The 25,056-nt window shown below is 35.1% G+C and carries 19 protein-coding genes, 2 tRNA genes and 2 rRNA genes; 12 read left to right on the forward strand and 11 right to left on the reverse strand.

What is annotated here, in order from left to right; all coding sequences use genetic code 11:
• Positions 1-143 precede the first annotated feature (143 nt).
• The 4 genes from NYQ10_RS00110 to NYQ10_RS00125 all read right to left on the reverse strand — a co-directional run bounded on the left by NYQ10_RS00110 (position 144) and on the right by NYQ10_RS00125 (position 5,048).
• Positions 144-3,025, reverse strand: a 23S ribosomal RNA gene (locus NYQ10_RS00110).
• Between the two features lie 129 nt (positions 3,026-3,154).
• A tRNA-Ala gene (locus tag NYQ10_RS00115) sits at positions 3,155-3,228 on the reverse strand.
• Between the two features lie 107 nt (positions 3,229-3,335).
• A tRNA-Ile gene (locus tag NYQ10_RS00120) sits at positions 3,336-3,409 on the reverse strand.
• Positions 3,410-3,534: 125 nt separating this feature from the next.
• Positions 3,535-5,048 (reverse strand): 16S ribosomal RNA (locus NYQ10_RS00125).
• Together the 16S and 23S rRNA genes with 2 tRNA genes alongside form the textbook arrangement of a ribosomal RNA operon.
• A 1,104-nt stretch (positions 5,049-6,152) precedes the next feature.
• Between NYQ10_RS00125 and thrS the strand changes: the two genes are divergently transcribed.
• From thrS to NYQ10_RS00185, 12 genes are all read left to right on the forward strand, one after another.
• Positions 6,153-8,099, forward strand: a complete 1,947-nt coding sequence (gene thrS / locus NYQ10_RS00130) for a threonine--tRNA ligase (RefSeq protein ID WP_289878373.1) — start codon at positions 6,153-6,155, stop codon at positions 8,097-8,099.
• Between the two features lie 22 nt (positions 8,100-8,121).
• A complete protein-coding gene (infC, locus tag NYQ10_RS00135; protein WP_317207159.1) occupies positions 8,122-8,673 on the forward strand; it encodes a translation initiation factor IF-3 in 552 nt (183 codons plus the stop codon).
• A gap of 115 nt (positions 8,674-8,788) precedes the next feature.
• Positions 8,789-8,986 carry a 50S ribosomal protein L35 gene (gene rpmI / locus NYQ10_RS00140; RefSeq protein WP_026727505.1) on the forward strand — a complete coding sequence of 66 codons (198 nt, stop codon included), beginning with the start codon at positions 8,789-8,791 and terminating at the stop codon, positions 8,984-8,986.
• A gap of 173 nt (positions 8,987-9,159) precedes the next feature.
• Positions 9,160-9,504 carry a 50S ribosomal protein L20 gene (gene rplT, locus NYQ10_RS00145; RefSeq protein WP_008464948.1) on the forward strand — a complete coding sequence of 115 codons (345 nt, stop codon included), beginning with the start codon at positions 9,160-9,162 and terminating at the stop codon, positions 9,502-9,504.
• A 140-nt stretch (positions 9,505-9,644) separates the two neighbouring features.
• Entirely contained in the window at positions 9,645-10,217 is a 573-nt protein-coding gene (locus NYQ10_RS00150) for a Crp/Fnr family transcriptional regulator (RefSeq protein WP_289878374.1), read from the forward strand.
• A 79-nt stretch (positions 10,218-10,296) separates the two neighbouring features.
• Positions 10,297-10,731 carry a carboxymuconolactone decarboxylase family protein gene (locus NYQ10_RS00155; protein WP_289878375.1) on the forward strand — a complete coding sequence of 145 codons (435 nt, stop codon included), beginning with the start codon at positions 10,297-10,299 and terminating at the stop codon, positions 10,729-10,731.
• 168 nt (positions 10,732-10,899) lie between these two features.
• The gene (locus NYQ10_RS00160) at positions 10,900-12,624 is read left to right on the forward strand and encodes a tetratricopeptide repeat-containing sensor histidine kinase (protein WP_289878376.1); all 1,725 of its coding nucleotides are present in this window, start codon (positions 10,900-10,902) and stop codon (positions 12,622-12,624) included.
• 29 nt (positions 12,625-12,653) lie between these two features.
• Positions 12,654-14,393: an ATP-binding protein gene (locus tag NYQ10_RS00165; RefSeq protein ID WP_289878377.1), complete on the forward strand. Its 1,740-nt coding sequence runs from the start codon at positions 12,654-12,656 to the stop codon at positions 14,391-14,393.
• A gap of 6 nt (positions 14,394-14,399) precedes the next feature.
• Positions 14,400-16,148, forward strand: coding sequence for a hypothetical protein (locus tag NYQ10_RS00170; RefSeq protein ID WP_289878378.1), 1,749 nt, complete (start codon positions 14,400-14,402; stop codon positions 16,146-16,148).
• 9 nt (positions 16,149-16,157) lie between these two features.
• A complete protein-coding gene (locus NYQ10_RS00175; protein WP_289878379.1) occupies positions 16,158-16,826 on the forward strand; it encodes a response regulator in 669 nt (222 codons plus the stop codon).
• A 141-nt stretch (positions 16,827-16,967) separates the two neighbouring features.
• Positions 16,968-17,135 (forward strand): hypothetical protein, encoded by a 168-nt coding sequence (locus tag NYQ10_RS00180; protein WP_162789231.1) that lies wholly within the window; start codon positions 16,968-16,970, stop codon positions 17,133-17,135.
• A gap of 67 nt (positions 17,136-17,202) precedes the next feature.
• On the forward strand, positions 17,203-18,006 hold the full coding sequence (locus tag NYQ10_RS00185) for an endonuclease/exonuclease/phosphatase family protein (RefSeq protein WP_289878380.1): 804 nt from the start codon (positions 17,203-17,205) through the stop codon (positions 18,004-18,006).
• A gap of 1 nt (position 18,007) precedes the next feature.
• Here NYQ10_RS00185 and NYQ10_RS00190 read toward each other — a convergent pair whose 3' ends face one another.
• From NYQ10_RS00190 to NYQ10_RS00220, 7 genes are all read right to left on the reverse strand, one after another.
• Positions 18,008-19,267 (reverse strand): asparagine synthetase B, encoded by a 1,260-nt coding sequence (locus NYQ10_RS00190; protein ID WP_289878381.1) that lies wholly within the window; start codon positions 19,265-19,267, stop codon positions 18,008-18,010.
• Between the two features lie 350 nt (positions 19,268-19,617).
• Positions 19,618-20,283, reverse strand: a complete 666-nt coding sequence (locus NYQ10_RS00195; RefSeq protein ID WP_289878382.1) for a response regulator transcription factor — start codon at positions 20,281-20,283, stop codon at positions 19,618-19,620.
• 117 nt (positions 20,284-20,400) lie between these two features.
• Positions 20,401-21,192, reverse strand: coding sequence for a sensor histidine kinase (locus tag NYQ10_RS00200; RefSeq protein WP_289878383.1), 792 nt, complete (start codon positions 21,190-21,192; stop codon positions 20,401-20,403).
• A gap of 30 nt (positions 21,193-21,222) precedes the next feature.
• Complete coding sequence (locus tag NYQ10_RS00205; protein WP_289878384.1) at positions 21,223-21,840, reverse strand: hypothetical protein; 618 nt, start codon at positions 21,838-21,840, stop codon at positions 21,223-21,225.
• Between the two features lie 2 nt (positions 21,841-21,842).
• Entirely contained in the window at positions 21,843-22,229 is a 387-nt protein-coding gene (locus tag NYQ10_RS00210; RefSeq protein WP_289878385.1) for a hypothetical protein, read from the reverse strand.
• A gap of 134 nt (positions 22,230-22,363) precedes the next feature.
• Positions 22,364-23,908 (reverse strand): replicative DNA helicase, encoded by a 1,545-nt coding sequence (dnaB, locus tag NYQ10_RS00215; RefSeq protein WP_289878386.1) that lies wholly within the window; start codon positions 23,906-23,908, stop codon positions 22,364-22,366.
• 140 nt (positions 23,909-24,048) lie between these two features.
• Positions 24,049-25,002, reverse strand: coding sequence for an acetyl-CoA carboxylase carboxyltransferase subunit alpha (locus tag NYQ10_RS00220; RefSeq protein WP_289878387.1), 954 nt, complete (start codon positions 25,000-25,002; stop codon positions 24,049-24,051).
• Positions 25,003-25,056 lie beyond the last annotated feature (54 nt).

Here is a 25,056-nt window from a genome sequence, read left to right on the forward strand (position 1 = left end):
TCATTCGCTGCAAGCAGCTTTTTAATTAATAATTGATAATTGACAATTAATAATTAAAACAATATTTTAACATACTGAGATAAAGAAACAAATAAGTGTTTTTAGAAAGTTCTCTCCTCCCGATTGCTCGGGAGGAAAAGGGTGTGCATAAGCTTACGGATTATTAGTACTACTCGACTGTGACATTACTGCCTTTACATCTGTAGCCTATCAACGTGGTCATCTTCCACGATCCTTAAAAGAAATCTCATCTTGTGGTGGGTTTCGCGCTTATATGCTTTCAGCGCTTATCCCTTCCCAACGTAGCTACTCTGCGGTGCCCCTGGCGGGACAACAGATACACTAGAGGTTAGTCCAATTCGGTCCTCTCGTACTAGAATCAGATCCACTCAAATTTCTAACGCCCGCAGTAGATAGAGACCGAACTGTCTCACGACGTTCTGAACCCAGCTCGCGTGCCACTTTAATGGGCGAACAGCCCAACCCTTGGGACCTTCTCCAGCCCCAGGATGTGACGAGCCGACATCGAGGTGCCAAACCCCCCGTCGATATGAGCTCTTGGGGGAGATCAGCCTGTTATCCCCGGCGTACCTTTTATCCTTTGAGCGATGGCCCTTCCATGCGGAACCACCGGATCACTATGCTCTACTTTCGTACCTGATCGACCTGTATGTCTCTCAGTCAAGCTCCCTTATGCCATTGCACTCTACGCACGGTTACCAAGCGTACTGAGGGAACCTTTAGAAGCCTCCGTTACTCTTTTGGAGGCGACCACCCCAGTCAAACTACCCACCAAGCACTGTCCCCCACATCGCGGGGTTAGGCCTCAGATAAACAAAGGGTTGTATTTCAACAATGACTCCACAACGCCTGGCGACGCCGCTTCAAAGTCTCCAACCTATCCTACACATCATTTATCCAAGGTCAATACTAAGCTATAGTAAAGGTGCACAGGGTCTTTTCGTCCCACTGCGGGTAAACGGCATCTTCACCGTTACTACAATTTCACCGAGCTCATGGCTGAGACAGTGTCCAGATCGTTACACCATTCGTGCAGGTCGGAACTTACCCGACAAGGAATTTCGCTACCTTAGGACCGTTATAGTTACGGCCGCCGTTTACTGGGGCTTCAATTCAATGCTTCTCCGAAGATAACATCTCCTCTTAACCTTCCAGCACCGGGCAGGTGTCAGGCCCTATACTTCATCTTACGATTTTGCAGAGCCCTGTGTTTTTGATAAACAGTCGCCTGGACCTCTTCACTGCGGCCCCGATTGCTCGGGGCGACCTTTCTCCCGAAGTTACAGGTCTATTTTGCCTAATTCCTTAGCCATGAATCTCTCGAGCACCTTAGGATTCTCTCCTCAACTACCTGTGTCGGTTTACGGTACTGGTTCTTATTGCCTGAAGTTTAGAGGTTTTTCTTGGAAGCCCTTAGGCGCACTATCTCTTTGTCCGAAGACTCCGAGTACTATCGCATTTCACCAAACTCTCCGGATTTGCCTAGAGAGCCTATAGCTAGGTGCTTTAACGAACTATTCCGTCAGTTCGCGGCGCTTTCATCACTCCGTCACCCCATCACAGCAATAAGAAGTACGGGAATATTAACCCGTTGGCCATCGACTGTCCCTTTCGGGTTCGCCTTAGGACCAGACTAACCCACAGCTGATTAGCATAGCTGTGGAAACCTTAGTTTTTCGGTGTGCGGGTTTCTCGCCCGCATTATCGTTACTTATGCCTACATTTTCTTTTCTGACCGGTCCAGCATACCTTACGATACACCTTCTGCCCTGTCAGAATGCTCCCCTACCACTTTGCATTGCTGCAAAATCCATAGCTTCGGTAATATGTTTATGCCCGATTATTATCCATGCTCGTCCGCTCGACTAGTGAGCTGTTACGCACTCTTTAAATGAATGGCTGCTTCCAAGCCAACATCCTAGCTGTCTGGGCAGACAAACCTCGTTCTTTCAACTTAACATATATTTGGGGACCTTAGCTGATGGTCTGGGTTCTTTCCCTCTCGGACTTGGACCTTAGCACCCAAGCCCTCACTGCTGTGAAACATTATATAGCATTCGGAGTTTGTCAGGAATTGGTAGGCGGTGAAGCCCCCGCATCCAATCAGTAGCTCTACCTCTATATAACTGTCATCAGCGCTGCACCTAAATGCATTTCGGGGAGTACGAGCTATTTCCGAGTTTGATTGGCCTTTCACCCCTACCCACAGGTCATCCGAAGACTTTTCAACGTCAACCGGTTCGGTCCTCCACTGTGTGTTACCACAGCTTCAACCTGCCCATGGGTAGATCACACGGTTTCGCGTCTAACACTGCCGACTAAAGCGCCCTATTCAGACTCGCTTTCGCTGCGGATCCATGGCTTAACCACTTATCCTTGCCGGCAACGTTAACTCGTAGGCTCATTATGCAAAAGGCACGCCGTCACCCCACGAAAGGGCTCCGACCGCTTGTAAGCGCATGGTTTCAGGATCTATTTCACTCCGTTATTCACGGTTCTTTTCACCTTTCCCTCACGGTACTGGTTCACTATCGGTCTCTCAGGAGTATTTAGCCTTAGCGGATGGTCCCGCCAAATTCAGACAGGGTTTCACGTGCCCCGCCCTACTCAGGATACCACTATCTATTATGCTCGTTACCCATACGGGGCTGTCACCCTCTATGGCGCTCCTTTCCAGAAGCTTCCGGTTCCTTGCACATAAAATGCCGTGGTCCTACAACCCCAGCTATGCCGTAACATAACTGGTTTGGGCTAATCCGCGTTCGCTCGCCACTACTTACGGAATCACTTTTGTTTTCTTCTCCTCCGCCTACTTAGATGTTTCAGTTCAGCGGGTTTGCCCACCTATCGGTGTGCTATGCCTTCAGCATAGCGGGTTGCCCCATTCGGATATCTGCGGATCGATCTGTGTGTGCCAGTCCCCGCAGCTTTTCGCAGCTTATCACGTCCTTCTTCGCCTCTGAGAGCCTAGGCATTCCCCATGCGCCCTTATTTTGCTTATTGCACCAATCATAAAATCAATTATGACCGTTTTTTTTGTTTTTCCTATCTGTTAGAATCAGAAAAACGCTTTCTACTTTCTTATTATTTTCTTATCTCAATATGTCAATGAACTTTTTTCCTTTCGGAACTGTGGAGAATAACGGAGTCGAACCGTTGACCTCCTGCGTGCAAGGCAGGCGCTCTAGCCAGCTGAGCTAATCCCCCATTTTGAATCTTAGATTTTAGAATTCAGATTTTAGATTTCTAATTCTTCTCTAATTTCCTTTGGTGAATCCCAGCTTCCAGAATTTCCTTCAAATCAAGCCAAATAGTAGTCCCGGGCAGACTCGAACTGCCGACCCCTACATTATCAGTGTAGTACTCTAACCAGCTGAGCTACGAGACTCTGTTTTACTTAATTTTCATCATTTTTTTAAATTAACAGCAAGAGTAATGCAATCACGATTCCAAACCTACCGTCCGGCATCTTATTTCCCAATCGTGCCTTGCGGCTAACGGATTGGGCTCTAGAAAGGAGGTGTTCCAGCCGCACCTTCCGGTACGGCTACCTTGTTACGACTTAGCCCTAGTTACCAGTTTTACCCTAGGCAGCTCCTTGCGGTCACCGACTTCAGGCACCCCCAGCTTCCATGGCTTGACGGGCGGTGTGTACAAGGCCCGGGAACGTATTCACCGGATCATGGCTGATATCCGATTACTAGCGATTCCAGCTTCACGGAGTCGAGTTGCAGACTCCGATCCGAACTGTGACCGGCTTTATAGATTCGCTCCTGGTCGCCCAGTGGCTGCTCTCTGTACCGGCCATTGTAGCACGTGTGTAGCCCAAGGCGTAAGGGCCGTGATGATTTGACGTCATCCCCACCTTCCTCACAGTTTGCACTGGCAGTCTTGTTAGAGTTCCCGACATGACTCGCTGGCAACTAACAACAGGGGTTGCGCTCGTTATAGGACTTAACCTGACACCTCACGGCACGAGCTGACGACAACCATGCAGCACCTTGTAAACTGTCTTGCGAAAGATCTGTTTCCAAATCGGTCAGTCTGCATTTAAGCCTTGGTAAGGTTCCTCGCGTATCATCGAATTAAACCACATGCTCCACCGCTTGTGCGGGCCCCCGTCAATTCCTTTGAGTTTCAAACTTGCGTTCGTACTCCCCAGGTGGGATACTTATCACTTTCGCTTAGCCACTGAAGTTGCCCCCAACAGCTAGTATCCATCGTTTACGGCGTGGACTACCAGGGTATCTAATCCTGTTCGCTACCCACGCTTTCGTCCATCAGCGTCAATCGATTGGTAGTAACCTGCCTTCGCAATTGGTATTCCATGTAATCTCTAAGCATTTCACCGCTACACTACATATTCTAGTTACTTCCCAATAATTCAAGTCCTGCAGTATCAATGGCCGTTCCACCGTTGAGCGATGGGCTTTCACCACTGACTTACAAGACCGCCTACGGACCCTTTAAACCCAATGATTCCGGATAACGCTTGGATCCTCCGTATTACCGCGGCTGCTGGCACGGAGTTAGCCGATCCTTATTCTTACGGTACCGTCAAGCTCCTTCACGAAGGAGTGTTTCTTCCCGTACAAAAGCAGTTTACAATCCATAGGACCGTCATCCTGCACGCGGCATGGCTGGTTCAGGCTTGCGCCCATTGACCAATATTCCTCACTGCTGCCTCCCGTAGGAGTCTGGTCCGTGTCTCAGTACCAGTGTGGGGGATCTCCCTCTCAGGACCCCTACCCATCGTCGCCTTGGTAAGCCGTTACCTTACCAACTAGCTAATGGGACGCATGCTCATCTTTCACCGTTGTGACTTTAATTATAAGATGATGCCATCCTATAATGCTATGAGGTATTAATCCAAATTTCTCTGGGCTATCCCTCTGTGAAAGGCAGATTGCATACGCGTTACGCACCCGTGCGCCGGTCTCAGATTCCGAAGAATCCTACCCCTCGACTTGCATGTGTTAAGCCTGCCGCTAGCGTTCATCCTGAGCCAGGATCAAACTCTTCATCGTATATTTTTATATTATTATGCGATGCTTTTCCAGTCGGTTCTTTTCGAATCTCTCGATTCCATTACTCTTATTTTTTCTGTTTTGAAATCTCTTTCAAAACGGCTGTCAATTCAATATGTCTACGAACGTGTCTTCTTTTGTTTTTCGCTTATCTCTCAAAGCGGGTGCAAAACTAAAACTTCTTTTTATTTCCTGCAAGAAAAAATTCAAAAAATTTGAAACTTTTTTTTCGTTTCCATTTTCCCATTTTCCCTTCCAATCTATCAATGAACCTTCCCTGTTTTGCGGGGTGCAAATGTAAAACCCTTTTTCTTTTCCTGCAAGCTTTTCCGAATCTTTTTTTTCGAAAATCTCTTTTCTTTCGATTCTTATCCCTTTGCAGTATTTCGATGAGCATCTTGCTGATTGCGGGTGCAAAAGTAGAACCTTTTTCCAGTTATACAACACTTTTGCACCTCTTTTTTTCGCCTTTTCTCAAATTATTTTTTAACTTATTGATAACGGCTTCTTTACGTTTCGAAGTTTTTCCATCCTTTGTGGCGTTTTTCTGAATCCGCATGCGTTTTTGGTTATTTTCCGGGTTTTCCCGACAGCGGTTCTGGGGATTTCCCAACCTTTAAGGCTCTTTTATTGGAAAAGCCTAAATCCTGAAATGCGCTTTTAATCCCTATCTGCTCCCGAAATGGATCTTCAAGCCTCTTTTTCCGCTGATGTATCTTCCCAAGACGCGATCCATAGCCCCGATAGGAGCGGAAATCCTTTTTATGGCGGGGTTCGCCATAAAAAGATTGGAGCGGATAGCGGGAAACAGCTCCTTATAAACATTAAACCAATCAAAATCTTTCCTTTTCTGTTTTCCATATGCTTTGCGCATAAGACGCACTGCGGTGCGCCTCTACGGAAAATCGGGATTTAATTTCTTCCTTATATATATGTGTAAAAACAAACCCGACAGGTTTTCAAAATCTGTCGGGCTGTGCAAGCAAGAAACCACTCATATATACAACATCTTTTCAGCACTCATATAATAAAGCAATCTTATACATATATATATTGTATGTATTTTTGTAATCATGTATATTTGCATTCACAAAATTATAAACAATGATTAAGATTACTTTACCCGATGGGTCAATTAGAGAGTTCGCTTCGGGCGTAACTCCAATGGAGGTCGCTAAAAACATTAGCGAAGGTTTTGCTAGAAACGTGATTTCAGCATCTTTTAATGGTACAACTATTGAAACCGAAACTCCATTGACGACCAATGGTAATCTTATACTATATACTTGGAATGATGCTGAAGGTAAAAAAGCTTTTTGGCATTCTACTTCGCACGTAATGGCACAAGCTCTTGAGGAATTGTATCCTGGAATTAAATTAACTCTTGGACCTGCAATTGCTAATGGATTCTATTATGATGTAGATTTTGAAGATCAGAAAATTTCTGAAGCGGACTTTAAAAAGATCGAAGATCGTATTCTTGAAATTTCAAGAGGAAAGTATGATTTCAAAATGCGTCCTGTAAGCAAAGCAGAAGCTTTAGAAATGTACAAAGACAATGTTTACAAAACAGAATTGATTTCTAACCTTGAGGACGGAACGATTACTTTTTGTGACCATGCCACTTTTACTGATTTATGCCGTGGGGGACATATTCCGAATACTGGAATTATCAAAGCTGTAAAAATCATGAGTGTTGCTGGTGCTTATTGGAGAGGTGACGAGAAAAACAAACAGTTGACTCGCGTTTATGGAACTTCTTTCCCTAAACAAAAAGATTTAACTGAATACCTTGAACTTCTTGAAGAGGCAAAACGTCGTGATCACCGTAAATTAGGAAAAGAACTTGAATTGTTCGCTTTTTCTCAAAAGGTTGGTCAAGGTTTACCTTTATGGTTGCCAAAAGGCGCGGCGCTAAGAGAGCGTTTAGAGCAATTTTTGAAGAAAGCTCAAAAGAAAGCGGGTTACGAACAAGTTGTAAGTCCACATATTGGTCAGAAAGAATTATATGTTACTTCTGGTCACTATGCTAAATATGGTGCTGATAGTTTTCAGCCAATTCATACTCCAGCAGAAGGTGAAGAATTTTTATTGAAACCAATGAACTGCCCGCACCACTGTGAGATTTACAATGTTAGACCTTGGTCATATAAAGATTTACCTAAGCGTTATGCTGAATTTGGAACTGTATATAGATATGAGCAATCTGGTGAATTGCACGGTTTAACTCGTGTTAGAGGGTTTACTCAGGATGACGCACATATTTTCTGTACTCCAGAACAATTGGACGAAGAGTTTAAAAAAGTAATTGACCTTGTACTATACGTATTTGGTTCATTAGGCTTTGAAAACTTTACTGCTCAAATTTCTTTAAGAGATCAAGAAGACAGAGAAAAATATATTGGAACAGATGAAAACTGGGAGAAAGCTGAAAATGCCATCATCAACGCGGCAAGAGACAAAGGTCTTAATACTGTTGTTGAATATGGTGAAGCCGCATTCTACGGTCCGAAACTAGATTTCATGGTAAAAGACGCTTTAGGAAGACAATGGCAATTAGGAACAATTCAGGTAGATTACAACTTACCAGAACGTTTTGATTTGACTTACAAAGGCGCTGATAATGAATTACATCGTCCTGTAATGATCCACAGAGCTCCTTTTGGATCTATGGAACGTTTTATAGCAATTTTACTAGAGCACACAGCAGGAAATTTCCCACTTTGGCTAATGCCTGAACAGGCTATTATCTTGTCTTTGAGCGAGAAATACGAAAATTATGCTAAAAAAGTTTTAGATTTGCTAGAAAATCACGAAATTCGCGCCCTAATTGACAATCGAAATGAAACAATTGGCAAGAAAATTAGAGATGCAGAAATGCAAAAAATCCCATTTATGCTGATTGTAGGCGAAGAAGAAGAAAAAAACAACACAATTTCTATTCGTCGCCACGGGCAAGAAGGAAAAGGTAACATTACCGTTTCTATCGAAGAATTTGCTTCGATTGTAGACGAAGAAATAAAAAAGACATTAAAAGTATTTACAGTTTAACTTAAATTAGAAAGTCATAGCAATAAGAAGCAACAGAGGTTTTCAACCTCGAGTAGAAAAAAAAGATGCACACAGAATAAACAACCTTATTCGTGGCGTACAAGAAGTAAGATTAGTAGGTGAGAACATCGAACCAGGTGTTTTTAAGCTTGCTGATGCTTTACGATTGGCAGATCAATTTGAATTGGATTTGGTTGAAATTTCACCAAATGCTGAACCGCCAGTTTGTAAAATTATGGATTACAAGAAATTTGTTTACGAACAAAAGAAAAGAGATAAAGCATTAAAAGCTAAATCTTCTCAAGTTGTTGTAAAAGAAATTAGATTTGGTCCTCAAACTGACGAGCATGATTACGAATTTAAAAGAAAGAATGCTGAAAAATTCTTAAAAGAAGGAGCTAAATTAAAAGCTTTCGTATTCTTTAAAGGTCGTTCTATCATTTATAAAGATCAAGGTCAGATTTTATTGTTGCGTCTTGCTCAAGATTTAGAAGAACACGGTAAAGTTGAAGCTATGCCTGTTTTGGAAGGAAAGAGAATGATTATGTTCATTGCTCCGAAGAAAAAGAAATAAGTCGAAAGCTTAAAGTCTTAAAGTCGAAAGTCATAAACTGACTTTTGACTTTTGACTTTTAAACTTTAAGACTAAAGATATAAGTAAGTAAGAATAAATTAAAACACTAGGAAAAATGCCTAAAATGAAAACAAAATCTAGCGCTAAGAAACGTTTTAAAGTTACTGGCTCTGGAAAGATTAAAAGAAAGCATGCTTTTAAAAGTCACATCTTGACTAAAAAATCTAAAAAACGTAAATTAGCTTTGACACACTCAGCGCTAGTTCACCAAACAGATATGAAAAGCATCAAACAACAATTAAGAATTATCTAATAAGTCCAAAGTTAGAAAGTCATAAAGTCCAAAGTAATTTCTTTCGACATTTGACCTTCGACATTTGACTAATAATTCTTTAGGTTAAAAAATTATTTATATAACCTTGGAGTATGGCTTTGAAGTTCCTTTGATTTAATTCAGGACGCCTGCTACAAAAACACATTAAAATTATGCCAAGATCGGTAAATTCAGTTGCTAAAAGAGCAAGAAGAAAAAAAATAATGAAGCAAGCCAAAGGTTTCTTTGGAAGACGTAAAAACGTTTGGACAGTTGCTAAGAATGCAGTAGAGAAAGCGATGAGCTACGCTTACCGCGATAGAAAACAAAATAAAAGAAATTTCCGTTCATTATGGATTCAACGTATTAACGCTGGAGCTAGATTAGAAGGAATGTCTTATTCTCAATTCATGGGGAAAGTTAAAGCTAACGGAATCGAATTGAACCGTAAAGTTCTTGCAGATTTAGCTATGAACCACCCAGAAGCTTTCAAAGCTATTCTTAATAAAGTAAAATAAACGTTTTATAAACTCAATTTAAGATTACTTACTTATTATAAAGAAACCATTCGTTAATTCGGATGGTTTTTTGTTTTTATAACTTTTTCAAAATAACTATAGCATTAAAAGAATTACATTTACATAAAGTAAATTAGCAAATGCAAGACACTATACTAAAACACATTCAAAAGTTTATTGATCTCGAACCTTCAGAAATTGATATATTAGAATCTGCACTTAGCATTTCAAAAGTAAAAAAGAAAGATCATGTTTTACAAGAAGGTCAAATATGCAATACAATGTATTTTATTGTAAAAGGCTGTATGCGCCAATATATTATTAATTCTAAAGGAACTGAGCAAACTCTTCAATTTGGTGTAGAAAATTGGTGGATAACCGATTATTTAAGTTACCACAACCACACTCCTTCTCACTTCTATATTCAAGCCGTTGAAACAACCGAAGTTATTGCGCTAGAAAAATCAGTTTTAGAATCTATATTAATTCAAATTCCAAGTCTTGAAAAATACTTTAGAATTGTTGCTCAAAAGGCATTTGGTGCTGCTCAAATGAGAATTAAATTTTTGTTTACGATGTCGGCCGAAGAACGATACAATCATTTTAAAAACCAACAGCCCGACTTTGTGCAACGTGTCCCACAATATATGCTTGCCTCCTATTTGGATTTTTCTGCAGAATTTATGAGCAAAATTAGAGCTGGAAAAGTCTAATTTGTATTTCTTGAAGTAGTTCAAGTTTTTAGAAGTATTGATTACTGACCTTTGTAATGAACTTTTAAAACATATAAAAATGAAATCAAGAATTGTTATCCCGAATGTTGCCCCAGAAGCATATCAAGCTTTAATGAATTTAGAAAAGTATATTTCTTCAACTTCATTAACTCCGGTTCATAAAGAATTAATTAAAATCCGCGCTTCGCAAATTAATGGTTGTGCATTTTGTATCAATATGCATACTGCAGATGCCAGAAAACATGGTATTTCTGAACAAAGAATTTACTTGATAAGTGCATGGCGTGAAGCCGATGTTTATACTGAAGAAGAAAAAGCAATTTTAGCTTTGACTGAACAAGTAACCTTAATTGGAAATCATGTTTCTGATGAAGTTTATCAAAATGCAGCACAATTATTTGACGAAAAATATCTTGCTGAAATCATTCTTGCCATTATCACAATTAACTCTTGGAACAGACTTGCAATTACAACTGGATTGAGAGCTGTATAATTTTATAAGGATAAATTCTACAACTTCATAATGCTCTAAAGCCCTTATTTATAAAGGGCTTTTTGTATTTATCTATAAATGAGAATCAAAAAATTCTTGTTTTAAAAATAATTAAAAATACCGTATTTATACTCTTTTGAGATTTCTGGAAATATTTATTTTTGGCGCATGATACCAAAAAGAATACCGTTTTCCTTATACTTACTAGTCACATTTTTAGTACTTTTCTCTTGTGGGAAGAAGAAAAATATTTCGGAAATAAAGAATACCAATAAAACTGAAATTACTAGACTAATAGCTATTGCGGATACTTTATTTCATAAAAATAAATTTGACAGTGCTTTTTACTACTATAATGAGGTTACAACGATATGTTCACCTTCAAAAGATCCTGAAAATTATATAAGTTCTCTAAACCGAATGGCGATTATCCAAGAAACGCATGGAGATTATGCCGGAAGTGAAGCCACCATTACCAAAGCACTTCCTTACACCAAATTGGTCAAAAACCAAATACATATTTGGAATCTGTATACTACATTAGGACTTAATTACTTAAATACATTTGATTATAAAAATGCCATTTTATACCATCAGAAAGCATTGGAATTGAATGTAAAACCATGGAAAAAATTAGCTTCTAAAAACAATCTTGCTATTACATTAATTCAAAGTGAAAATTATAACAAAGCTCTTGATCTTCTGCTGCCTTTAGAAAATAAAGACGAAGTTATTAAAGATCAAGAATTTTATGGTGCTTTATTGGATAACATCGGAATTTGTTATCTACATATGAATAACTATGAAATCGCTTTAGATTATATGATGAGAGGTTTAGAGATTAGAAAGAAGCTAAAAAATCCGTTTGAAATGGGAAAAAGCTATATTCATCTTGCAGAATTGCATGAATTCAAAAATCCTTCTCTAGCAAAAAAATATATGATTTTGAGTTATAAAGAATTCAATAAAATAAATCATACTGAAGGACGATTATCTGCATTAAAGATGATAATTAAAAATAGTTCTGGTACTGAACTTAAAACCAACTCCGATATTTATATCAACTTAATTGATAGTACTTTTGAAATTACTCAAAAAGCTAAAAATCAATTTGCGCGAATAAAATACGATTCTAAACGAGAAAAAGAGGAAAATCTTAGATTAAAAACTTATAAAGCAGAGAATGAATTAAAACTTGAAAGACAAAAAAACAGAAATATTGTTTCTTACATTATCATTGTTATTAGTCTATGCTTGATTTTAATCTTATATTATTATCTGACTTCTAAAGCAAACCGCGAAAAAATCGAAGCCGAGTATAATAGTGAAACTAGAATTTCTAAAAAACTGCACGACGAATTAGCAAACGATATCTATCATACAATGGCTTTTGCCGAAAATAGAAATTTGTCAATTAGCGAAAACAAAGAACAATTACTAAATAATTTGGATGCGATTTACTCTCGAACTAGAGATATTTCGAAAGAAAGCTGTACAATTATAACAGATCAAAATTATATTTCTTCTTTAAAAGAAATGATTTCTGGTTTCAGCACTTTAAATATTAATTTGATTTTAAACGGTCTTGATACTATTTCTTGGGATAAAATAAATAAACATAAAAAGATTACTATTTACAGAGTTTTACAAGAACTGCTTGTTAATATGCGCAAATACAGCGAAGCTTCGTTGGTCGGCATTAGTTTTAAACAAACCGAAAAAAACATTTTAGTTAATTATACGGATAATGGAAAAGGTATTAATAGCGAAAAAATTATATTCAAAAATGGTCTTTATAATGTAGAAAATCGCATTCATAAAATAAAAGGGCAAATTGATATTGTTTCCAGTCCTCATCAAGGATTTAAAGTTTTTATCAAACTTCCTTTATAATTTACAGAATTACTTTTCAAAATCCCCAAATGAAAATTTCTCCTTTAATCAAAATTTTGTTCTTTTTAGTGACATTACTTTTTCTTATCGCCTCGTGCGAAAAGAAAAAACACGTCTATTCTAAAAATACAGAAAACACGGCTGAAATATATCAATGGGTAAAAAAAGGCGAAAGATTAAGCAATACTTTTCAGGACGATAGTGCTGTTTTTTGTTTTAATAAAGCGCTTTCGCTTTGCGTTCCTAAAAAAGATTATGCCAATCAATACGTTTATATTTTAACACAGAAAGGATATATTTATAATAGAATCGAAGATTATTACACAAGTGAAAGCATTGTTTCGAAAGCACTTCCGTATCTAAAATACACTTCAAGACCGCGATTTTCCCAGATGATTTACAAGTTAATTGCTGATAATTATTATGGCATGTATGATTATGACAATGCTTTAATATATCATCAAAAAGCTCTAGAGACTGCTATTTCACAATTTAGAAAAGCACAAATAAAATGTGATATCGCGTTTATTTATCTTCAACAAAAAAAATATTCAAAGGCAATAAATCTGCTAGAAGAACTAGCGAAGAAAAAAACAGAAGACAAAACTGATTCTTTAAATACTGAGTATCAACATGCATTCGTATTATACGATCTAGGACTTTGCTACCTGAGAACTGACAAACCCAAAGAAGCTTTGGAAAATCTCACTAAAAGCTTAAATATAAATCTGAAAGCGAATGATGAATCTTTCCTTGTCGGTAATTATCATTCTCTTTATTTGTATTACAAAAAATACAACAATCCTAAACTCAAAAAGTTTTATGCACAGAAAGGATATTTTTCTGCAAGCAAAGCAAAGTCATACGAATTAAATGCTCTAGCCGAATTAATTGAAGCAGAAGAAGGCAAAAACTTAAAAAAATATATAAATCTGTATATCAAACTTACCGACAGCATAACTATAAGTAAGAGAAAAGCAAAAAACCAATTTGCCACTAAAATATATGATTCACAAAAAGACAAAGAAGAAAATTTACAACTAAAAAAAGAAAAAGCAGAAAACGAATTACAATTGGCAAGACAAAAAAACAGAAGTAAAATATTATATATCGTCATTTTTGTTAGCCTTTTTGCGTTGCTTTTTTTGATTATTCATATCCGATTAAAAGTTAAAAGAGAAAAAAACGAGATTATTCTTAAAAGTGAAATTCGAATTTCGAACAAATTACAAGAGGAACTTTCAAAAAATGTTTATCAAACTTTTCTATTGGCAAAAAATAATGATTTGGAAAATGCTGATAATAAAGAAAAATTTATTTCAAGCTTAAATGACATCTATTCAAAAACAAGAAATATTTCTAAAGAAAACAGTAAAATCTCGACAGATGAAAAATATCTTTCTTCTTTAAAAGAAATGATTTCAGAATACAAAACACGAGATGTAAATATTTTACTGAATGGTTTTGATAATGTTTCTTGGAATACCATAAATAAGAATAAAAAAATAGTTCTATTTAGAATTTTACAGGAACTTTTTCTGAATATGAAAACTCATAATACTGCAACTTTGGTGAGTATCTCGGTAAAATCACAAGATAAAAATTTAGATCTGGTTTACATTGATAATGGAAACGGAATAAAAAGCAACAGTAGATTTTTAAAAAAAGGTTTACAAAATATAGAAAATCGCATTAAATCAGTCAAAGGACAAATAGACATCCACTCTTTAGACAACAGTTTTAAAGTTTTTATTAAACTACCGATGTAAAATAAAATGAAAATTTTGCTTATTATTAAAATTTCGCTTCTTTCTATACTCCTTCTTATCACATCTTGTGAAAAGAAGAAGGAAAAAAGTGCCGTAAAAATTGATAATACAGCCGAAATAAAAAGATTAACAGCTATTGCCGATGCTGATTTTGACAAAAATGAATATGAAAAAGCATATAAAAACTACCAAAAAATAATACAACTTTCTGATCCAGAAAAAAACAGAATCGATTATGTCGATGCGTTAGTTTCAATCGCGCTTATTCAACAATTTGAAGGCAATTATCTTAAAAGCGAAATCACCGCTACAAAAATATTACCTCACCTAAAATATTTTAAAAAACCAAGATTTGCTTGGGAAACTTATAAAATCTTCGCAGATAATTATTTAGCAACAAAAGATTATGACAACGCTCTTATATATGCAAAAAAAGCTTACGCATTAAACGCAAGCCCAAGAAGAGAAGCAAATGCATTGGCTAATATTGCATTGGTTTATATGCATAAAGGCGAGCACAAAAAAGCTATAGAAATCTATAAAAAAGTTACAACTACCGGATATTATGGCGACAAGAAAAAAGCAAAAACTTTAGAAAGTTTTGAATTAATGGATTATGCTATAATGACAAGCAACATTGGCGTTTCTTATTTTGAATTACGTGATCCAAGAACTATAGATTATTTTAATGAAGCTTTAAAAATTAGACTTAAAGTAAATGATCGACAAGCATTACCCGATAGTTACTCCAATCTTTCTGACTATTATTTTGACAAAAATCCACGTTTAGCTAAAAAATATGCCGAAACAGCCTATAAACTTGCCTGCGATGTAAATACTTATAGTCAAAAAAGATATGCCATGCTGTGCTTAATACGAACAAGCACCGGAAAAGATTTAAAGAGATATACTAATCTTTATATCAAATTTTCTGATAGTATTGCTAAAACAAGATTAATAGAAAAAAATCAATTTGCTAATATAAGATATAATTTCAAAAAAGACAGAGACGAAAATTTAGAACTCAAAAAGCAAAAAGCTGAAAATGAATTACAATTAGAAAGACAAAAAAGCAGGAGTTATATTTTATACTTCATCATATTTCTAAGCATTTTTAGTTTAGTTTTTATAGTTTTTCATATCACTGCGAAAGGAAAAAGAGAAAAAAATCATGTTGCCTTTAGGAGCGAATTGCGAATTTCTCAAAAACTCCATACCGAATTAACCAATGAGGTTTTTAAGTTGTTTTCTAAAATTCAAAATTCCGATATCGAAACCCCTGGCAACAAAGAAGAAATATTAACTGGTTTAGATCATATTTATATCAAAACTCGAAAGATTTCTAAAGAAAACAGTACTATCCTAACTAATCAAAATTATGTTGAAGGCTTAAAAGAAATGATTTCTGATTATGCCAATGCCAATTTAAATATAATTATAAATGGTATAAACAGCATTTCGTGGTCAAAGATAGATCGAATTAAAAAAATTACAGTTTTCAGAATCTTTCAAGAATTGTTTGAAAACATTCAAAAGAATAATAATGCCACTTTAGTAAGTATTAGTTTTAAAAAAGATCAAAAAAATATTCAGATAATTTACATTTACAACGGCACAGAAATCAAGGAAGAATCTATCAATTTAAAAAAAAGACTACAAAATGTGGAAAACCGTATTAAAACAATTAAAGGAACTCTTAATTTTGAATCAAATCAAGAGAGTGGTTTTAAAATAAGTTTCACATTCCCATTATAAGACAATAATATGTTTAAGAAAGTTTTAGTTGCAGAAGATTTAGACAGTATAAGTATTGCAGTGGTACAAGTACTAGAAGACTTAAAAGTTCCAGTAATACACCATGTAAAATACTGCGACGAAGGTTTGCTCAAAATAAAGAAAGCGGCACAAGAAAATGAGCCTTATGATTTACTAATTACAGATTTATCATTCAAACAAGATCATAGAAAAGCCAATCTTACAAGTGGAGATGAGCTTATTGAAGCTGTAAACAAAGTGCAACCTGATTTAAAAAAGATTGTTTTTTCTATTGAAGACAAAAGTTACCGCATTAAATCTCTATTTAATGATTTGGGTATCAATGCATATGTTTCTAAAGGAAGAAATAGCATTACAGAATTAAAGAATGCAATTGAATCAACATTCAACAACGAAGAAAAAATACTTTCTTCAGATTTATCTTTTTCATTTAATGATAAAACTTTAATTGAAATAGAATCTTATGATATCTCAATCTTGAAACTTTTGTCACAAGGATATATTTTAGAAAGCATTTCAAAAGAGTTTAAAAATTTATCGATTACCCCAAACGGAACAAGCAGTATAGAAAAAAGAATTAATAAATTAAAAATATATTTCAAAGCTAATAACAATGTCCATTTAATTGCCATTGCAAAAGATTTTGGACTAGTATAATAACATTCCTTACGGGTTTCCGTAAGGAATTGCAATTCAATAATTTTAATTTTGATCAAATCTATTAACCTACTAATGAGACCAAAAACTAAAACGGCAATTTTTTTGTCGAAGATTAACACAACCCAAAATAAAATAATTATGAAAACAATGTTTCTTTGTCTTTTTTTATCTATCAGTTTTGCTTTTGTATCAGAAAAAACGGGCTGGCTTGAAATCGATTGGAAAATAATTTTTATTCCAGCGCTATTAGTTTTACAAATTATAATTATCGGAACTGCCTTAAAAAACAGATACAAAAAGCACTAATTAATTCTAATTAGACTGAAATTGCTGGAACGAAAATTGCTTATATTTGACCTTTTTAAAATATTGCATGAAAAACGTTCTAAGCCTTCTTTTTCTATTAATTACATTTTTATCTTTTGCACAAACCAAAGTTTTATCTTGGAATTTGCAAAATTTTGGTAAATCGAAATCAGCCGTTACTTTAGATTATATCGCCAAAAAATCTTCGGATTATGATATAATTGCGATACAAGAAGTTGTTGCTGGCGACGGCGGTGCTCAATCTGTTGCTAAACTTGCGCAAATATTAAATGAAAAAGGTTTTAAATGGGATTATAAAATTAGTGATCCTACTACAAGCAGCAGTTACAAAACTGAACGCTACGCCTTTATTTGGAAAACAAGTAAAGTCAAATTAAAAAACAAACCTTGGCTTGAAAGAAAATACAATTTAGAAATTGATCGAGAGCCTTATTTGGCAACCTTTGAGGTCAATAAAAAGAGTATTACACTGGTCAATTTTCATGCGATTACGAAAAGCAAACAACCAGAAACTGAAATTAAATATTTTAAGTTTTTCCCTTCTGAATATCCAGATTTAAACTTAGTTTTTTTAGGAGATTTTAATTGTCCTGAAAAACATACTGTTTTTAATCCACTTAAAAAAATGGGTTTTGTACCTGTTTTGAAAAATCAAAAAACCACTTTAAAACAAAAATGCAAAAACAATATTTGTCTTGCATCTGAATTTGACAATATATTTTACAAAACTTCTAACCTAAAAGTTCTTAATTCTGGCGTAATTAAATTTTACGAAGATTTTGATTCCCTTCAAGAAGCTCGAAAAATCTCAGATCATATTCCAATCTGGTTCGAATTCTCTTTAAATTAAGCTATGTTTTAAGCTTCTTTTTTCTTGCAGCAGGAAATAAAACATTATTCAAAATCAATCGATAACCTGGTGAATTGGGGTGTAAATCTAAAACAGTCGGCGGATCTCCAACTTGGTGCTGAAAATCTTCAGGATCATGTCCTCCAAAAAAGGTAAACATTCCTTTTCCTTTTTCTCCATGAATATAGCGAGATTCACCATTCAACTCGCAAGTTCCCATAATAAGAACATTAGATTTTATCAGCGAAGTATCAAATGAAGTAGTTTGCCCCATAAAACCTTTTACTAATTGTGTATGATTTTGACAAAGCATACTTGGAATTGGATCCCATTTTGCAGAAAATTCCATTAATGTAAAATAATCTTTTTCCATAGCGACACGCCTTTTAGTCGTCATATCGATATCTGAAAATTCATAAACTTCAGGTCTTCTTTCTAATGTAAAGTTTTTAAACGCAAAAGAATTATTAAAATTCAATTTTGACTGATAATTAGATTCACTAGGATCTCCATCAAACATTGTTTCGCATATATCTACTCCGTCTGCAGAAAGTGCTATATCAAAACTATCTGTAGCAGAACACATTGCAAACATAAAACCTCCGCCAACTACAAAATCTCTAATTTTTTTTGCCACAGCTCCTTTTTCTTGAGAAACTTTTGCATATCCCAATTTTGAAGCCAATGCTTCTGAATCTCTTTTTTGATCAATATACCAAGGAGTATTTTTATACGCTGCGTAGAATTTTCCGTATTGTCCTGTAAAATCTTCATGATGCAAATGCAGCCAATCGTACATAAGTAATTGATCGCTTAAAACTTCTTCATCGTAAATTGGCGTAAACGGAATTTCAGCATAAGTTAAAACCAAAGTTACAGCATCGTCCCAAGGCTGTTTCCCTTTTGGCGTATAAACGGCAATTTTAGGAGCTTTCTCTAGAATTACAGATTCCATATTCTGCGAAGGGCTCGAAATTTCATTTAAGATTTCTGCTTGTTCGCTATCAGAAATAACCTCAAAACTAACACCTCGTATTTTACATTCTTTTCTAATTTCTTCAGCATCAGGAAGCAAGAAAGAACCACCTCTATAATTTAAAAGCCAGCTTGCTTTATAATCACGACTTAAACACCAATATGTTATGCCATAAGCTTTTAGGTGATTTTGCTGTGTTGTTTCGTCCATCGGAAGTAAAATAAACGATGCGCGAACATTAAATGTAATTAAAAGTATAAAAATGTAGAATAAACTCTTATTCATCCGAAAAAATATTTTAGTAAAGATATAAAGGAAGAATCTAAAAAAAGAATTGCAAGAATCTTTTCTGACATAATAGAATGTTAAATATAAAAACAGGGGTAAATACCTGATTTACAATACTTCAAAAAACAGGTAAAAACACCTATAGTGTCATTAAATATTCTATCTACATTTGCTATCCCAGGTCATCAAACTAATCAATGTAAAAAAACAACCACCATGAAGTTTAATGATAGTAATAATCAAGATAAGGGTATGAATGTAATTCAGAAAATAGGTTTATGCGTTTTAGTGTTAACAATTATAGTTTATTATGTATTGTCAATCCAGTTTTTGACAGCATAAAAAAATTAAATTGTTAAATCGGCTAGTTCATTTTGAATGGCATAGACAACTAAACCAGCGATATTTCGCGATTCTGTTTTAAGCAGAAGATTATTTCTGTGCCCTTCAATAGTTCTAGGACTTAAAAAAAGCAGTTCTGCAATTTCGGCAGTAGTTTTCTGCTGGCAGATTAACTGAAGAATTTCAATTTCTCTAGGCGAAAGAAAATTAGTTTCTAATCCGCCTCTTGAGTTTTTTGGAGACACTATGGTTTCCTGAATTGTTTTTAGAACATTATCGTTATAATAGAAACCTTTAGCCGCTACTTCATTGATAGTAAGCACTAAATCTTTTGGAGTAGTATTCTTTATCAGATAAGCTACAGCACCAACCTGAATCATATTGGCTATAAATGACTTCGTATCATAACTTGTCAATGCAATAATCTTTATCTCTGGGAACGATTTTCTAATAATTTTTGTGGCCTCGACACCGTTTAAAACAGGCATCTTCAAATCCATAATAATTATATCTGGTTTTATTTCATTATTACTAATCTGAGTAATAAGTTCTTCACCATTTGAAGATTCGAAGAGAACATCTATATTTTCTTCTCTTTGCAATAAAAAAGAGATTCCTTTTCGAAACAAAATTTCATCATCGACTAGTGCAATTTTAATAGCGGGATTCATCTTATTTGATTTTGGTCGTTTGTTTTGGTCTGCCGAATTTACGAAATTATGGTTTACAAAATACTCGATCAGCTTATTTTATTGACTAAACACTTGTTAAAAATCACTTGGCTTAAATTAAAAGGTGAAATTAACTGCAATTCCATTATCAATTTCTGAAGTAATTTTGATAGTTCCCTCCAAAAACGATATACGGCTGTCAATATTTTTCATTCCAAGACCTTTTTGATTTTCAGCATTTGTACTATCAAAACCAATTCCATTATCCTCATAATTACACGTATTTACGCCATCTTTTTCAGCAAAAGAAATCCAGACTTCGGTTGCTTTTCCGTGTCTCAGAGAATTATTCATCAACTCTTGCAAAATTCTAAAAACATGCAAGTGTCTGTCGATATCTTTTTGGTCAAAATCGATATCATTTTTATAATGTGTTTTAACCGATTTACTGGTTTCAAATTCTTCGCAAAGCTCTTCTATTCCAGCATTTAATCCAAATTTTTCAAAAACTGGAGGCAACAAGTTATGTGCTATTTTTCTAGAATTATCTAACGCTTTTGTTGTTAAATTGATTATGTTCTCTGTTATTTCTGCCGTTTCTGCTTCTGTAAGATTTGGAGCAGTAAGCAAATGACTATTTAGAGAAACGATATTTAACTTCGAACTAATATCGTCATGCAGATCCTGTGCAATTCTCTTACGTTCTTCTTCTTGCGTAAAAACAATGGCATGCAATTGTTCTTTTTGATATTGTAATATTAAATCTTTCTTTTCTAATTCTTTCTGAATAATTTTCTTTCTAGAAAAATAAAAGAACACAATTAAGACTACCGACAAAATCATTAAAAAAAGCGAAGTGTACAAAATAATTGCAACAATTTCTTTTTCTGGTAATGAATGTACATCCATATGTTTTTGAAATAATTCTAAGTATTCGGTTTATTTTGAAAAACTCTTTTTCCATTCATACAAAATGAAAAAGTAATAAATGATAATTAAAAACGCATTAAGCTCCCAACTCAAAAATTTAAATTCATTACTCAAATTATGAGTTAAATTACCAATAAAATAAAGCACTGTACTTGCCAACAAGTAAAATACCACCCCGATACTTGCGTAATAATAGCTTTTAGTTTCAGTTAGCATATTGTAGAAATGAATTAGCGCATACACCACAATCAGCAATGATGTCAATGCAATCGCAAACAGATTAAAACGTAAAAATTGGCTCCAATCCATCATAAATTGTATTGCTAACACAAGTAATGCAGCACTCAGACTAATTCCGACAAATCTTTTTTGGCTTTTTAATGTAAATAGCGAATTATAAAACAACCCCAATAAAATCAGCTGACCGATAATAAATACATTCGACAAAAATAAATTACTCTTGTGCAGGTGATACATTACCTCCATTGAATATTGCATTAAAGCCGAAAATGCAAGATAGCATACAAAAAGACCATTTACATTTTTCTTTCTAAAAAAGCTAAATGAATAGAAAATCAGGTTAATTAATAAAATTAAATAACCTGAATATATCAAAAAATCAGACATTCTTATGGATTTAAAGGACTTTCTGGATCTCCATAAGGTGGAACTGGACGAGTACCATCATAAACTAAAGGATCATCATCATCACCATCTTCAACTCCATCTCCTTTTTTATCTTTGAACACATCAACATAGATTTGTTTTTCAGCGTCCCATTTTGCTCCAACAAGTATTAGAGTTTGTTCTCCAGCTTTATTGATTCCTTTGTAAGCACGGACAGCTTGAATATCCTGATCCATAACTAACTTTAAAGATTCTAAAGGAATTAAATAACCATCAACCTGTTTTTTTCTTCCTTCTTCAGTTTGAATGGATTTACGGTATTTGTCTGCCCACACAATACCTTCTGACAACGGGATTTCAACACTTCCTAAATCTAATTTTTCACTCATAATTAATTTTGTTATTGGTTAATAATTTAAAAATTTGTCGGTTCAAAATTTGGTTACGCTAAACTAGTCATTTTTATTAAAGAATTAACTTTCAAACAAAAAAAAAGCCTTAAAAATAAGGCTTTTATAATTTATTAAAATGGAACATCGCTGTCGTCATCGTCATCGTTAAGATTACTTCCAAAAGCCTCGTTAGCCGATGGTAAATTTTTTGTTATGAATGGGTTATCATCATGATTCATTTTCGAAGGCAAATCGTCATAACCACCTGTAAAGTCTTCTAGATTATCAAATTTACCTAGATGTCCTAAGAATTTCAAACGAATATTTTCTAGTCCACCGTTACGGTGTTTTGCAATAATAAACTCTGCTTGACCTGCTGTCGAAGAAGCCTCATCATCATCCCATTCTTCAATTTTATAGTATTCAGGACGATAAATAAACGATACAATATCGGCATCCTGCTCAATCGCTCCAGATTCACGAAGATCCGAAAGAAGCGGACGTTTACTAGATCCACGGGTTTCTACGGCACGCGATAACTGAGAAAGTGCAATTACGGGAACGTTCAACTCTTTTGCCAAAGCTTTTAAGTTTCGGGAAATTGTCGAAATCTCTTGCTCACGGTTTCCTCCTCCTTTTCCGCTTCCTCCCGCAGTCATTAACTGCAAGTAGTCAATAATAATCAATTTAATTCCGTGCTGAGAAGCCAAACGACGACATTTTGCACGTAAATCGAAAATCGAAAGCGAAGGTGTATCATCAATAAATAATGGTGCTTTTTCTAAGTTTTTAACTTTTGTACTTAATTGCTCCCATTCGTGTTTTTCTAATTTACCCGTTCTTAACTTTTCTGAAGACAAACCTGTTTCAGAAGAAATAAGCCTCGTAATTAACTGAACTGAAGCCATCTCCAGAGAGAAAATCGCTACTGCATGTCCAAACTGAATACTCACGTTTCTTGCCATCGAAAGTACGAAGGCTGTTTTACCCATACCAGGACGAGCCGCAATAATAATCAAATCCGAAGGTTGCCATCCAGAAGTTACTTCATCCAGTTTTTCAAATCCGGTTGCAACTCCACTCAAACCTTCTTTACCCGCAATTTCTTCAATACGTTTTTTCGCCTGGAGAACCAAACTCTGAGCAGTCTCAGAACTACGCTTGATATTTCCCTGAGTTACTTCGTATAATTTAGATTCGGCTTTGTCCAACAAATCGAAAACGTCTGTTGTTTCATCATAAGACTCTTCGATAATTTCAGAAGAAATTCTAATCAAACTTCTTTGAATGAATTTTTGAAGAATAATACGCGAGTGAAATTCGATGTGCGCAGAAGATGCAATTTTTTGCGTCAGCTGAATTAAATAAAAATCTCCTCCTGCCAAATCTAATTTTCCGTTCTTTTTCAACTGAGTCGAAACGGTCAATATATCGATTGGCTGTGTTTCTGTAAAAAGCTGTAAAATAGCTTCAAAAATATGTTTGTGTGCGTCTTTGTAAAAAGCATCAGGCTGCAAAATATCAATTACATCATCTACCCCTTTCTTATCAATCATCATCGCACCAAGTACAGCCTCTTCCAAGTCAATTACTTGAGGAGGGAGCTTACCTTTTTCTAGATTGATAATTGTGGTTTTGTCGACCTTTACAGGGCTAAAGTTTTTGAAATTTTCCATAAAGCGAAAGTAGCAAAATTTAAAAAAAATATGCTATCGAGTTATAACTAAAAATTGTTTATAAATAATATTATTTTGTTGATAACCAAAAAAAAATCCGAAACTGTAAGGCTTCGGATTGTAAGTTGTTTTTTATGAATTTACTCTTTATACTCGCCCATATTACTGTATTTGTCCATTCTTTGGGCAATTAAGTCGGCTGTTGATAAGTCTTTCAATTCATTATATCCTTTAGTGATGTATTCTGCTACTGTTTTAAAAGTAGTTTCTCTGTCATAGTGCGCTCCGCCTAGTGGTTCAGGGATAACATCATCAACTAATTTTTGTTTTTTCATGTCAGAAGAAGTCAATTTTAAAGCTTCTGCTGCACGCTCTTTATATTCCCAGCTTTTCCATAAAATAGAAGAGCAAGATTCTGGAGAAATTACAGAATACCAAGTGTTTTCTAACATATATACTTTATCTCCAACACCAATTCCTAAAGCTCCTCCCGAAGCACCTTCACCAACAATAATAGTGATAATTGGCACTTGCAAACGAACCATTTCGAAAATATTTCTAGCAATCGCTTCTCCTTGTCCTCTTTCTTCTGCTTCCAATCCTGGATATGCACCCGGAGTATCTACTAAAGTTAAAACTGGAATTCCGAATTTCTCTGCCATTTTCATCAAACGAAGAGCTTTACGGTATCCTTCTGGATTAGCCATACCAAAATTACGGTACTGACGTGTTTTTGTATTGAAACCTTTTTGCTGACCGATAATCATAAACGATTGACCGTTTATTTTACCAAGACCACCAATCATCGCTTTATCATCTTTAAAACCTCTGTCTCCATGAAGTTCTAAAAAAGTATCTCCGCAAATTGCTTTAATATAATCTAAAGTATAAGGTCTATTTGGATGTCTTGACAATTGTACACGCTGCCAAGCTGTAAGGTTTTTGTATATTTCTTTTTTAGTTTCAACTAATTTTTTGTTGATTTCCTTGCAGGTTGGGGTTACATCAACATCAGATTCTTTCCCAATAACAACACACTTTTCTAACTGTTCTTCAAGTTCTTTAATGGGAAGCTCAAAATCTAAATATTCCATGGATTTTTGAATTTTGTTTGTAAATCGAACCGCAAATATAAAAATATTATATCA

The organism is Flavobacterium johnsoniae (assembly GCF_030388325.1).
GTDB lineage: Bacteria > Bacteroidota > Bacteroidia > Flavobacteriales > Flavobacteriaceae > Flavobacterium > Flavobacterium johnsoniae_C.